The organism is Nocardia sp. CA-128927 (genome assembly GCF_050955855.1).
Lineage (GTDB): Bacteria > Actinomycetota > Actinomycetes > Mycobacteriales > Mycobacteriaceae > Nocardia.
Window position 1 is genome coordinate 6,033,967 of sequence record NZ_CP192087.1, and the last position, 14,186, is coordinate 6,048,152.

Annotated in this window: 6 protein-coding genes; 4 read left to right on the plus strand and 2 right to left on the minus strand. The window is 68.1% G+C overall.

What is annotated here, in order from left to right; translation table 11 throughout:
- Positions 1 to 42 precede the first annotated feature (42 nt).
- Positions 43 to 993: a zinc-binding dehydrogenase gene (locus ACQPW1_RS28315; RefSeq protein WP_433654662.1), complete on the plus strand. Its 951-nt coding sequence runs from the start codon at positions 43 to 45 to the stop codon at positions 991 to 993.
- Positions 994 to 1,041: 48 nt separating this feature from the next.
- Here the strand turns inward: ACQPW1_RS28315 and ACQPW1_RS28320 are convergent, their stop codons facing one another.
- Positions 1,042 to 2,034 carry a sigma-70 family RNA polymerase sigma factor gene (locus ACQPW1_RS28320; RefSeq protein WP_433665355.1) on the minus strand — a complete coding sequence of 331 codons (993 nt, stop codon included), beginning with the start codon at positions 2,032 to 2,034 and terminating at the stop codon, positions 1,042 to 1,044.
- Positions 2,035 to 2,322: 288 nt separating this feature from the next.
- Between ACQPW1_RS28320 and ACQPW1_RS28325 the strand changes: the two genes are divergently transcribed.
- Positions 2,323 to 4,221: a sigma factor-like helix-turn-helix DNA-binding protein gene (locus tag ACQPW1_RS28325; protein ID WP_433654664.1), complete on the plus strand. Its 1,899-nt coding sequence runs from the start codon at positions 2,323 to 2,325 to the stop codon at positions 4,219 to 4,221.
- Between the two features lie 7 nt (positions 4,222 to 4,228).
- Here the strand turns inward: ACQPW1_RS28325 and ACQPW1_RS28330 are convergent, their stop codons facing one another.
- Positions 4,229 to 5,155 carry an AMP-binding protein gene (locus ACQPW1_RS28330; RefSeq protein WP_433654666.1) on the minus strand — a complete coding sequence of 309 codons (927 nt, stop codon included), beginning with the start codon at positions 5,153 to 5,155 and terminating at the stop codon, positions 4,229 to 4,231.
- Positions 5,156 to 5,469: 314 nt separating this feature from the next.
- Between ACQPW1_RS28330 and ACQPW1_RS28335 the strand changes: the two genes are divergently transcribed.
- Positions 5,470 to 13,077: an amino acid adenylation domain-containing protein gene (locus ACQPW1_RS28335; protein WP_433654668.1), complete on the plus strand. Its 7,608-nt coding sequence runs from the start codon at positions 5,470 to 5,472 to the stop codon at positions 13,075 to 13,077.
- A 38-nt stretch (positions 13,078 to 13,115) separates the two neighbouring features.
- The gene (locus ACQPW1_RS28340; protein WP_433654670.1) at positions 13,116 to 14,117 is read left to right on the plus strand and encodes an ABC transporter substrate-binding protein; all 1,002 of its coding nucleotides are present in this window, start codon (positions 13,116 to 13,118) and stop codon (positions 14,115 to 14,117) included.
- The last annotated feature ends 69 nt before the right edge of the window (positions 14,118 to 14,186 follow it).

Genomic DNA, 14,186 nt, shown 5'->3' on the forward strand with positions numbered 1-14,186 from the left:
ATTGTCTTGAGCCTTCCCTTCACCATGCGTGCCCTGCGGCAGATGTCTCTGAACGGCCCGCAGGACATGCGGTTCGTCACGGATGCGCCGGTACCGCTCCCCGGACCGGATGAGGTGCTGATCCGGGTCGCCGCCGCGGGCGTCAACTTCCGCGATATCTCGCAGACCCGCGGCACGACCCCGGACGGTCTGCAGCCGCCGTATCTGGCGGGCTTCGAGGCCGCCGGTGAGATCGTCGCGGTGGGCGAGGCGGTGACCGGCCTGACGCTCGGAACCTGCGTCGTCGGCGTCGGATACGGCGCTTTCGCCGAGTACATGGTGCTGCCCGCGGCGGTGCCGGTGCCCGATGGCTGGACCGCGGCGCAGGCGCTGGGCCTGGTGGTGAACTGGCCGACGGCGCTGGCCGCATTGCGGACTCTCGGGCACGTCGCCGCCGGGCAGACCGTGCTGATCCAGGCCGCGGCGGGCGCGACCGGCCAGGCGGCAGTAAAGATGGCCAAGCACTACGGCGCGACGGTCATCGCCACCGCCTCGCCCGAAAAGCACGAGACAGTGCGGACATTGGGGGCCGACCACGTTCTGGACTCCCGCGCTGCCGATATCGCCGCCGAGGTTTTGCAGCTGACCGGCGGCGCGGGTGCCGATGTGGTGCTGGAGTCAGCTGGCGGCAACATCTTTGGTGCGAGCTTGGCCGCAGCAAAGCGGGTCACCGGCCGGGTCGTCGTCTACGGGCTGGCAGGTGGCGAGGCATCGATCACCAACTGGGACTTGGTGTATCGGCACCAGGTCCACCTCATCGGTCTCAACATCGGTGTGCTGATCCAGGCCGCACCGCAGATCTTCGGCGAGCTCATGGGCGAGCTGTTCGCACTCATCGCCGCCGGTGTGCTCACTCCCGAACAGCCCACCACATACGAATTGGCCGACGGCCCAAAGGCTCTCGCGGATCTGGAAGGCCGCGCGACCGTCGGTAAGCTCGCCCTGCTGCCCTGAGCACGGCTCGGGGTGGGCGCAAGGATGCGCCCACCCCGCGTGCCGATGTCAGTCCGCGAGCGAGTCCGGGAAGCCGAATGTGGTGGTGATCAGCGCGGAATGATGGAACGCAATCACACCGGACACACCGGGTGCGGTGGGCTCCAACACCACCGCACCGTAAGCCCGGAGCCTGCCGTCCGCGTCGCGCCGATAGGTAACCGCGGCAGGCTGCCCATTGGCGGTGGTCGCGAGCATCCGCCAGTCGCCGGGCACGCCGAGCACGTACTCGTCGAGCATGCTGATGCACCTCGTCCGACCGGCCTGCCAGTCGCGGAACGGCGTCGCCTCCAGCGTGGCGTCCGTACGCAGGACCTGTTCCAGCAGACCGGCATCGGACCGCTCGAAGGCCGCGATGTACCCCGCCAACAGCGCACGTGCCCGCGGGTCGGTCGGTTCGAGGAGGGGTTCCGGCCCGAGTTCGTCCAGCCGGGCGCGGGCCCGCTGTAGACCGCTTTTGACCGCTGCGGTGGTGGTGCCGAGGATCGCCGCGGTCTCGGCCGCCGAGAACGCCAGCACCTCACGCAGCAGGAGGATCGCGCGCTGTCGCGGGGGTAGGTGCTGCAGGCTGGCGATGAGCGCCAGCCGCAGCGACTCGCGGGCGACCACCACCACCGCCGGATCGTCGTCGGCCGGGGCGAGCAACGCGTCCGGCAGCGGCTCCAGCCACGAAACCTCGCCCGGCGCAACGAGGTTCGGCGGCCTATCGGGTCCATCGTACGGCCCCGTCAGGCCCGAGGGCAGCACCCGACTACGCCGCGACTGCAACGCGGTCAGGCAGACGTTGGTGGCGATCCGGTAGAGCCAGGACCGAATCGACGCCCGGCCCTCGAATCCGGCGTAGGACCGCCACGCCCGCAGGTAGGTCTCCTGCACCAAGTCCTCGGCGTCGTGCGCCGAGCCGACCATCCGATAGCAGTGCGCCAACAACTCTCGCCGGAACCGCTCGGTCTCCGCGGCGAACCGGTCCTGGCTCGGCGCCGACCGCAGCCGCGACGTCATGCGCCGGGCCCGGGCCGCGACCGATCTGTCCGCTGCCTGTTTGCCACGCGCATGCTCCTTGCCGGATTCGTCCCGCCGATCGGAACCGTCACCCATTACGACCGGGACGCGGCGCAGAAGGAATCGAACCCCAGGTCAGGGTAGCGCTCGGCGACCTTCCCCGAAGGCCAGCTACCCTCGACACGGCGGCCGGTCGAACCGTGTCGCAGCCCGCCTACCAGTGCCTTCAGAGGCTGTAGCCTATACTTTTCGGAAACCTCTATGCAGAACCCGCAACCGGAGCAGTAGTTGAGCGCGTTACCCCGTTTCACGATCGGTGATCTGGCGCGACGGTCCTGGCTCGATGTACTACCTTGGCTTGCCGACCATCGTGCCGGTCCGCCGTTGCTCGGCGAAGGCGAGTTGATGCCGAACGCGTGGATGTCGACAGCCGCCGGCGCGGCAGTACCCGATGAGCACCTGGACGAAGTATGCCGTCGGCTTGCCACGGTTTTCCTCGACAACCATCAGGACATCGCGTTCGCCGCGGCATTCCCCTACGCGAGTACCGATCCGGGCGAACTCGGCCTGTCCGCGCGCGCTCGAACCGCGCTGGACAGCGCGGCCGATTCACTGGGGCAACATTCGGCGACAAGCCTTGCCGCACTGCGCGGTGTCGGCCCCTCGATCGTGGCCGAAATCGTTGCGGCCCTGGTGCGCCACAGCGCCACCGTCGACGCGTCGACACCGGCGACGGTCGCGGAGCTCGACCGGATCACGGCGACACTGAACGACCGCGACCGCTATCTGCTGACCACCCGCCTCCTCGCCGAACACCCCAGCACACTCGCTGAATGCGGTGCGGCACTGGGCGTCTCGCGCGAGCGGGTCAATCAGCTGGACAATCGCCTGCGCGACCGCATGCACACCGCGTTCCAGTCCTCCCTGTTCCTGCGCCGCGCCGCTGACGGGTTGACCGATGCGGCACAGCCGGTCGCCGCGCTGGCCCGGCTGGTCGCCGCCGACCCCGACCTCGACGTGCTACTGCCCGCCACCGGGACGCCCGTGTGGTTCGCGCTTGCCCGACTCGACACCCGGGTGGACATCGTCGACGGCTGGGTGGTCGCCCAGACCATGGAGGCCGCGCGCGGCCGGACCCGAGAATTGCTGGCGCGGCACGCGACCGACGAAGGGCTGGTGCACGTCGGCACGCTGGCCGAAGCGCTCGGCGTGCCGGTTCCCGAAGCGACGGAGTGGGTCGCCTATTGCGGGTATCGCATGCTCGATGAGCATGTGCTCGCCCGCGTGAGTTCGGTAACCGACAGCGCCGCAGCCGTTCTCGCGTTGGCCGGAACACCGTTGAAGCTGGAGGAGATTCAGGCGGCGATCGTCCCGCCCCGATCGGTGTCGAGTGTGCGCAACGCGTTGGTCTCGGACGAGCGCTTCGTCAAGGCCGACCGCTTCCGCTGGGCGCTGGCGCGATGGGGTGGCGCACGCTACATCCCCATCCACCGGCAGATCGGCGAGCTGCTCGACGAGCACCCCGAGGGGATCGCGATCGAGGATCTGGTGCACCGGCTGACCGGTACCTTCGACGTCAAAGAGCACAGCGTGCGCACCTATGCCGCCTCGGGCGAGTTCGCCACGGTCAACGGGATCGTCGCGCGACGGGAGAAGTCCTACCGACAACGCAAGTCGCCGACCAAGACCCGGCACCTCTATCGCGAGGGGGCCGTGCTGCGCTGGCGGACCACCCTTGCCGCACCGCATGTCAAGGGTTCGGCGTTCAATCTGCCCTCCGCCCTTGCGGGTTTGATCGGCGCAGGCCCAGGGCGTTCACTGGAGCTGACGAGCAGGCTCGGCCCGCAGTCGATCATCTGGGTCGGTGTGCAGGCCCGCTCGGGCACCATAAAACGGTTCATCGACGATCTCGGCCTACGCCCCGGCGACGAGGTGTTCGTCGAGTTCGCGCTCGACGCCGATGCACAGTTCGACGTGCGCGCGGCGACTCCGCCCGCCGACACCGATCCGTTGCGGGTGGCGCTGGCCGCGACCGGCCACGGTACCGACCCGACGCTGGACGACGCAGCGGTGACGGCCGCGTTGGCGGATGCGCTCTGGCTGCCGGGCACGGCGAGTACAGCCGAGATCGTCGAAACACTGCGTGCGCGTAAGGAAGACGATCTCGCGGACCTCATCGCACGCTAAGCCGCCGTCAACCGCGGCATGGATACGCCCCCGAGTGCGTGCCGTACCGCACTCGGTCGGCGCTCTCGGGCAACGGTTCCGCCCGATATCGACCGCCGAGACCGTCATACGCGCGCACGCAGGCGCGTTCCTCCGTCAACTCCAGCACCCGCAGCGGCCCGGTCGTCCGCACGCCCGCCCCGCGCAGCGCCATCAGTCTGTCGTTCGAGCAGAGCAGGATCGAGGCCTCGTCGCTGTGTAACTGCTCGGCGATCCACGCCGGATTCGCGCCGCCGCAGCGGCGCACGGACAGGCACGCACCGGCCAGCAAGGTGGCCAGGACCGAGGTGAGCACCACCCGCGTGGTGAGTGGTTCGGTCACCGCGACGACGTCGCTGACGGTGGCATCGATGTCGTCGCGCATTTCCAGCGCCGCCGCCGTCAGCACCGAGCTACCGACCTCGAGTGCACCGGCACCGTCCGGGAGGCAGAACGCGAAGCCGTCGCGCCCGTCCGGTTCGGTGCGGCCGGATGCCAAGCGCGCCAAGGTGTAATCGCCCGCGACCGACACCATGGTCGGTCCGAGCGCGTCGATTTCGTCGACGACCTCCGTCAGGATGTGTTCGTCCCGGCGATGACCGATCAGGTGGCCGATACCGATCTCGGCGATCTTGCGACGGGTGAGCTCCGGCGGGTCGCAGATGTCCAATGGCGCCGCGACGGCACCGATCTGCTCGACCGCGAGCATCGCCAGCAGCGCCTCGTATCCCGATCCGACGTAGATCCCGACCCGGGTGCCCGGCCGGACGCGAGCCTCGGTCAGCCCGGCGCCGAAGCACTCCATCGCTTCCCACACCGAGGCATAGTCGTGCAGACAGTCGCCGTCGCTGATCGCCGCACGATCGGCGAACGCATCGGCGGCGGTCGCGACCGCGCTCGCAACCCGCATTGTCATCGGCTCAGACCAAACTCCCCCCCGATATCAAAAGAAATCGGACTACAGCTGCATACCGCCGAGGCACGTAGGCAAGGCAAGCCTAACCATATTCGTGGGATGTGTCGAATCCCCAAGACTTCCCCAGTACCCGGGTCCCGACCGGCCGCGAGGCGCGGCCACAACGGGCGTCCCGTCGGCGGAACCACCACGCCGACCCGATCCAGCCGATGCCGGAGATAAGTTAGCCTAAACTAATCTTTTGCTGAATCGATCACGTATCGGAAGGTCTGGATGTATATGAGAAGCGCTCTGCTCCAGCGTGGTGCGGCAGCATGACCGAGCAGCCGCGCAGCCGGATCGTCGACATCATGCCGCTGACTCCGCTTCAGGAGGGGCTGCTGTTCGTCAGCACGCTCGACCCGGACCTCGACGTCTATACGATGCAAGCCACCATCGAGATCACCGGCCCGCTCGACGGCGAACGCCTGCGGGCCGCCGCGAACGCGATGCTCGACCGGCATCCGAACGTGCGGGCCTGTTTCCGCGCCCGCAAGTCCGGCGAGCCCGTGGCATTGGTCGCCTCACATGTCGAAATACCTTGGCGCTTCATCGATCTCAGCGATTTGGATAGCGCTGCCCGGGACCGTAGATGGGCCGCGATCCTCGAGGCCGACCTGGGCAACCGTTTCGACTTGGCGACCCCGCCGCTGATCCGCTTCACCCTCGGGGCATTGGCCCCGGACCGGTTCCGCCTGCTGCTGACCAATCACCACATCCTGCTCGACGGCTGGTCGTATCCGCTGTTCGTGCGTGAGCTCTTCACGCTGTACATGAACGCCGACCAGGACGCCCTCCCCACGGTGCGACCGTATCGGGACTTCCTGCGCTGGCTACAGGACCACGACCAGGAGCGGGCCCTGGCGGCCTGGCAGACGGCACTGGACGCGATACCCGGGCCGACCATGCTGGCGCCCGCCGGTGCGACGCGCAAAGCCGCTCCCCCGCAACTACATACGCTCGAGCTTGCCGCCGACATCGAGTCCCGGCTCGGTGAACGCGCCCGTGACCTCGGCGTCACCGTCAACTCGATCATGTCCGCGGTATGGGGTCTCGTCCTCGGTCAGGCCGTCGATGCCACCGACACCCTGTTCGGCGCCACCGTCTCCGGACGCAGCCCGGAACTCGACGGCATCGAGTCGATGATCGGCCTGTTCCTCGGCACGGCGGTGGTGCGCGTCCGGACCCAGCCGCAGGACAGCCTGGCCGATGTCGTCCGTCGCACGCACGAAACCAACACCGCGACAATGGATCATCAACACCTCGGCCTGCCCGAGATCCAGCGGGTGGCCGGACATGGCGAACTCTTCGACACGCTACTGGTTTTCGAGAACTTCCCCGATTCCCGCGAGGCACTCGACGCGGTCACCGCGGACGCGGGCCTGAAGATCACCTCGGTACAGCCACGCGGCTTCACGCACTACCCGCTCACCGTCACCGTGATGCTCGCGCCCACCCTCGCGATCCATCTCTTCTACCACCCGACGGTGTTCACCGAGGACGAGATCGGTGTCATAGCAGCCAGATTCGAGGCCTTGCTGGAGCTCGTCGCGGAGCAGCCGAAGACACCGCTGGTGCACCTCGACTTGCGGACCGGCACCGAACGCGCCGCCCTCGCGCGCTGGCAACGCGGTAACGACACCCCCGACGCGGTCCGCACGGTGGCCGGCGCGGTCGCCGCGCACGCGGCCGACCCGGCGGCGGTGGCGATCCGCTGCGCCGGCACGGAGTGGACCTACGCCGAACTCACCGTCGCCACCGCCCGGCTCGCGGCCGAGCTGCGGGACCGCGGCGTTGGTCCCGAGGACCGCGTGGTGATCGCGCTGCCCCGCGGATTCCATTACGCCGCAGCGATATTGGCGACCCTTCAGGTCGGTGCGGTATACGTCCCGATCGATCTCGGCTACCCGCGCGAACGCATCGCGCACATCGTCGCCGACAGTGCGCCGGTGCTCGTCATCGGCGCACTCGACACCGATGTTCCGTCGATCCAGCCCGCCGAGCTGCCGCCGGATGCCGCCGAGCCGCCTACTCCGGACTTCGATCCGCGGCACCCCGCGTACCTCGTCTATACCTCCGGTTCGACCGGTCGCCCGAAGGGGGTACTCGGCACCCGCGAGGCCTTGCACCGGCGCATCGATTGGGCTGTCGCGCAATGGAGTTCGGCGACACCCGATATCCGGCTCGCCAAGAGCTCGTTCGCCTTCATCGACGGCAGCACCGAACTGCTCGGCGCACTGGCCGCAGGCGCGGTGGTCGTCATCGCCACCGACACCGAACTGCGCGACACCGGGGCACTGGCCTGGCTCATGCTCGACGAGCAAGTCACCCAGCTGACCGCGGTGCCGACGCTGGCCACCGAACTGATCGCGCATCATCCGTCGCTGCGCGAGGCGGTGTCGACCTGGATTCTCAGCGGCGAACCGACCAACCCGGCGCTCGTGACGCAGCTGCGCGCGGGTAACCCGGACGTCCGAATCATCAACTCCTACGGTTCTTCCGAAGTCGCCGGGGATGTCAGCTGGCACGACCTCGCACCGGGCGATGTCGCCATCGGCGCACCGGTTCCCGGTGTCGAGCTCCAGGTGCTGGACCAGTATCTGCGCCCGGTCGCGCCGGGCGCGGTGGGTGAACTGTACGTGCGTGGGCCGCAGGTGGCCCGGGGCTATCACCGCAACCCGGGAGCCACCGCAACCCGTTTCGTGGCGCATTCCGGTGGTGAACGGCGTTATGCCACCGGCGATTTGGTGCGCTGGCGGGCCGACGGCGTGCTCGAGTACCACGGCCGCGCCGATCAGCAGGTCAAGATTCGCGGCAATCGGGTCGAACCCGGCGAGGTGGACGCGACGCTGGCCACCGTCCCCGGCGTGCGCGCCTGCGCGACCGTGGCCACCACCGATGCGACGGGTGCGGTCGCGCTGCGGGCGTTCGTGGTCGGCGACGGCCTCGACGCGGGCACCGTGCGCCGCAACCTCGCAGATCGGCTGCCCGCGTATCTAGTGCCCGCGGTGGACATCATCGAGGAGATCCCGCGACTACCCGGCGGCAAGGTGGACCGGCGGGCGCTGACCACTCGGCCTGCGACGGTGGCGTCGACCCGACCGCCACGCACCGACCTCGAACACACCCTGTGGCGCATCATCGCCGAGGTGCTCGACGTCGCGGACTTCGGCGTCGAAGCCGACTTCTTCGCGCGCGGCGGACATTCGCTGCTCGCGGCCCGCGTCGTCATGCGGGTCCAGGCCGAGCTGAACCGTGCGATATCGGTGCGGATGATCTTCGACCACCCCACCGTCGCGGAACTCGCCGACCAGCTGGCGTCCGATACGAGCGCCGCACCGAGCCTGCCACCGCTGCTGGCCCGGACGCACGGACCGACCGTTGCCCTCTCCTATGGTCAGCGCCGACTCTGGGCGGTGGAGCAGATCGTCGGCGGGTCGGCGGCCTACAACCTGTCGTTCGTCCTCGACCTGACCGGGCAACTGGACATCGGCTGTCTCGCCGCGGCCTTGACCGATCTCGCGGACCGGCATGCCGCGCTGCGCACCCTCATCGTCGAAACCGACGGCGAACCGGTCCAACGCATCCTTGCCCCCGGACAGGCCGTCGAGCTCGGACATGTGCACAGCACCCTCGACACCGTCGTGCAGGACGTGGAACAGCTTGCCGCACAACCGTTCCGACTGCAGACCGAGCCGCCCTTCCGCGCCACGCTGCTGCGCACCGGGCCGGACCGGCATACGTTGCTGATCGGTATCCATCACGTCGCAGGCGACGAGTGGTCCGTGCCGATCATCTTCCGCGACCTGACCATCGCCTATCGCGAGCGGATACTCGGCGGCGCACCGTCATGGCAACCGCCCTCCCCCGACTACGCCGATTACGCTGTCTGGCAACGGGAGCTCGTGGCAGGCACCGACGACGATCCGCTCCGCGCGCAACGGGAGTTCTGGGTACACACCCTGGCCGGTGCACCCGAGGAGATCGGCCTGCCGTTCGATCGGCCGCGGCCCGATCAGCCCGACTTCACCGGCGACACAGTCGAATTCCGTATCGATGCCGCCCGGACCGATGCGCTCGCCCGGCTCGGCCGCGATACCGGCACCACCGCGTTCATGGTGGTGCACGCGCTGCTTGCGGTGCTGCTCGCGAAGACGACCGGTGGTCGCGACATCGTCGTCGGCACGCCGGTGTCCGGTCGCGGCAGCGCGGGGATGGAGTCCATCGTCGGACTGTTCACCAACACCGTCGCCTTGCGCCTGGATCTGAGTGGCGACCCCGACTTCACCGAGGTGCTGCGACGCGTCCGGAGTGCCGATCTGGCGGCGTTCGACAACCAGGACCTACCGTTCGACGTCGTCGTCGATTTGATCGGCCAGCCGCGACTCGCGGGGCGCACACCGTTGTTCCAGACGATGGTCCAGTACCGCCAACAGCTCACCATGCCCGATTTCGCGGGCCTCACCGCCGAGGTGCGGCCGCCCGCGGTCCGGTCGGCCAAGTTCGACTTGACCTTCGATTTCCTGGAAAGGCCGGACCGGCAGGGGATTTCCGCGCGGATCGAGTACTCGACCGCGCTGTTCGACCCGTCGGCTGTCCGAACGCTCGCTGATCGCCTACTGCTCGTCATCGACGCGGTCACGGCCGATCCCGGCGCCGCACTGCGTTCGGTATCGGTGACCGCGCCGCCAGAGCGCAGTCGAATCCTGCACGGCTGGAACAACACCCACGCCGAGGTCGACCCGAGCCTGAATCTGTCCGACCTCATCGCCCGCAGCTGCCTGATCCACGCCGACCGGACCGCACTGACGTTCGGTGACGACCAGCTCACCTATCGAGAATTGGACAGCGCGGTCGCTGTCCTGGCCGAGGAGATCGGAGCACGCGGGATCGGCGCCGATGACATCGTCGCGGTGGCACTTGACCGTTCGTTCGCGCTGTTCGTCGCCGTTCTCGCGGTGCACCGCTGTGGCGCCGCGTACCTTCCGGTGGACCGTGCCTACCCCGCCGAACGCCTCAGGTATCTGTTCGAGGATGCCAGGCCGAGCCTGCTCGTCACCGACCGACCGCTGGACGCCGATACCGACCGGCCGAGCACCGAACAGTCGCCCACCGGCGATATCGAACTGCTACTCGTCGACAGCACCGGCAAGGCCAGGGGCGAGAGCGCGGCACGAGCACGCACCCACGACAATACTGCCGCGGTGACCACTCATTCGCCGTCCAAAGCGGCCTATGTGCTCTACACGTCCGGTTCAACCGGACGACCCAAGGGCGTCGTGGTGTCCCACACCGCCATCGTCAATTCCATGCTGTGGATGCAGGACGAGTACGACCTTCGACCAGATGAGCGCGTGCTGCACAAGACACCGGTCACCTTCGACGTCTCGACCTGGGAGTTGTTCTGGCCGTTGATCGCCGGAGCGACCGTCGTGATCGCCGAGCCCGACGGGCATCGCGATCCGGCCTATCTGATGGACCTGATCCGCCGGACTCGGGTGAGCACTGTGCAGTTCGTCCCCTCCATGCTCGGCGCGTTCCTCGCCGAACCCGCCCTCGCCGCAGAACCACTGCCCGATCTCACTCGGGTCCTGTGCATCGGCGAGGCGCTGAGCCCAGCCCTGCGTGACCGGTTCCACGAACGGCTCACCGCACAGTTGCACAACCTCTACGGCCCCACCGAAGCCACGGTCCAAGTCACCGCGGCACAGGTGCTGCCGAGCAACGACACGGTGGTCCCGATCGGCGCCCCGATCTGGAACACCCAGATCTACGTGCTGGACCGAGATCTGGCGCCGCTGCCGGTCGGCGGGTACGGCGATATCTATCTCGGCGGCGTGCAGCTCGCGCGCGGCTACCTGGGACGTCCCGCACTGACCTCGACACATTTCGTGGCGAATCCGTTCGCGACGAATGGATCTCGGCTGTACCGCACCGGCGATATCGGGCGCTGGAACCCGTCAGGGGTGCTCGAGTACGCCGGTCGTGGTGATAACCAGGTCAAGATCCGCGGGCAGCGCATCGAGCTCGGTGAGATCGAAACCGCGTTACTCGACTTCCCCGGTATCGCGCAGGCGGCGGCGCTGGTGCACACCTACGCCACGGGTCGGCATAACATCGTTGGCTACGCGGTGCCGGTGGAAGGCGCCCTCGATGTCTCGGAGATCACCGCCGAGCTGGCCCGCACGCTACCGGCGCATATGGTCCCGGCCGCGGTACTGGTCGTCGACGATCTCCCGGTGACGGCCCATGGCAAATTGGACCGTAACGCGTTGGCCGCGCTGACCCCGGAACCGGCCGCGACCACCGAGACCGGACCGATGGACGAGCGGGAAACCCTGGTGGCACAGGCGGTTTCCGAAATCACCGGCGTCGAGAACGTCGGCCCGGACGGCGACTTCTTCGCACTCGGCGGTGACAGCATCGTCGCGCTCAGCCTCGTCGGCCGCCTCCGCAAACGCGGTCTGGAGCTCTCCGCCCGGGAGGTGTTCGAGAACCGGACGGTGCGCGCGATGGCGGCTGCCGCGACGGTGGCGCGCGAGATCGCCCACGACGACACCGTCGGCGACGTACCGCTCACCCCGATCGTCAGCAAGCTGGCCCAGCGGCACGGTTCGAGCAAACGGCTGAATCACACTGTGGTGGTTAGCATTCCACCCGCGACGGATCTGACAACGGTGCATTCGATCGTCACCGCGCTGGTGTCCCGCCACGATGCCTTGCGCCTGCGATCGACGCGCGTGCAGGAGCAGGTGTGGACATTGCGCACCGACCCGGCAGGCACCGTACCGATCGAGAATCTGGTGCAGGATGCGACCGCGGCGGGGACGGCACCGATTTCGGACACGCTGACCGACCTCGCCGATGCCGCCGCCGACCGGCTCGATCCCGAATCGGGCATCGTCGTGCAGTTCGTCCGTGTCGACCAGGGCGCCACCGCTAGCGGTTTCCTCATCATCGTCGCGCACCAGCTGGTGGTCGACGGTGCGTCCTGGCGGATTCTGCTCGAGGATCTGGCCCACGCGGGTAGCTCCGGCGCCCCGCTCGATCCGGTCCCGGTGTCACTGCGCAGCTACGCGCAAGCCCTTGTCGCGCAGGCACAATCGCCACAGCGGCTGCGCGAACTCACGCATTGGCGCGAGGTTCTCGCGCCGGGCGCGGATCTCATTGCCGGACAGTACAATTCGGGCACCATGGGTGATCTGTCACAGCTCGATGTCGAGATCGGCGCCGAGGTCACGGCGGCCGTGCTCGCACCCGCCCGCCCGATACCCACCCCCGATCTGCTGCTCGCGGCCTTGCGCATCGCGATCACCCGCTGGCGCGTCCACGCGGGTAGTGCGGATCACCCGCTGGTCGTCGATGTGGAGCGGCACGGCCGGGACGGGCTGGACGGCCTGGATCTCACCCGGACCGTCGGCTGGCTCGCCAACGTCACTCCGGTGCGGTTGCCCGCACACGAGGACACCGACACCGCCGTGTTCGCGACCGCGGCGGCCATGGCGGCGGCACCCGACGGCGGTATCGGGTTCGGCATGCTCCGGTACGAAAACCCCCGCACCGCCCGCATTCTCGCTGCCCTCCCCCGCCCGCAGGTGTTGTTCAACTACCTGGGCCGAGTGGAGTTCGGTGCGGCGCAGGACTGGCGAGTGGCCCCCGAATCACGCGCGGTCTCGGTGGCACCGAACGCCGACCTCGCGGTCGACTATCCGCTCGAAATCCATGTCCGCGCCGAGTCGGCCGGGACGAAGACGGTGCTGCGCGCGCGGTTCACCTTCCTGCCGAAGGTCATTCGACATGGCGAGCTGGCGACCATCGCCGAACTGTGGGCCCAGGCACTGCTGGAGACGACGAATCTGACAAAGGCAACGATTTCGGGTTAGATAAGCCTAACCTTATTTGATGGCATGAAGGAAGAGACATGAGTAGGTTTGCTGTTCCCCGTATCCGCTTCGGTCCTAGCGCTCGTGCGCTGGTCGCCGTGCTGGCGGTCACCGGTCTGATCGCCGGTTGCGGTAGCGATTCCGGATCCGATTCGCCGAGCTCCAGCTCCGCGACGCGCGTCGTCTCGGGCACGGTGCTCGGCGATGTCACGATCCCCACCCAGCCCAAGCGCGTGGTGACGGGTTGGCTGGTCGGCACCCTTGCGATCGATATCGGCGTCACCCCGGTCGGCATGTTCGACGACGGGAAGAACAACGCGAGCCCGAGCGCCTTGGCGAAGGTCAAGGACGTGCCCACGGTCGGCGGCCCCGAGACCGCGGTGAATCTCGAGAAGATCGTCGAGCTGAACCCGGACCTGATCGTCACCATGGTCCGGCCGAACATGAAGAACCTGGATCTCAAAGCCCTGCAGGACATCGCACCAACTGTCGCCCTGGAAGCCGCCGAACCGACCGCGGCCTGGACGAACTACCCGAAGGTGGCCGACGTACTCGGCAAGAGCTCGGACGCCACGCAGCGGCTCGCCGACCTGGATAAGTCCTGGGCCGATATCGCGGCGACCAACAAGGACAAGCTGGCCAAGGTCGGACAGGTGGTCTATGCCGAAGGTTCCGCGCAGGCGGGCAACTTCCAGATCGCGACCAGCAAGTCGCTGGTGCACGAGCGGCTGAGCAAGGCCGGATTCAGTTACTGGGCCGGCGCGGATCCGCAGCCTGCCCGCTACCAGCAGCCGATCTCGATGGAAGACATCCCACGCCTGGCCACCGCGAACGCCATCTTCTACGAGGCCGACATCCAGGGGCAGCCGACCGCGCGCACCCGGGCGCTGTTCGATTCGCCGGTGTTCAAGGCGCTGCCCGCGGTCAAGGCGGGCAACCTGTTCCCGCTTCGCACGCCGTACACCTACACCTTCGAAGCCGCGAACATGCAGCTCGAAGACATGCGGGCGGCGCTGCAGAAGTTCACCCCCGCAGCCTGATCCGGCACTGAATCGACCGACCTGTGGCACCGCGCGACCGAATTCTGCGACAGCGCGGTGCCGCGCTGC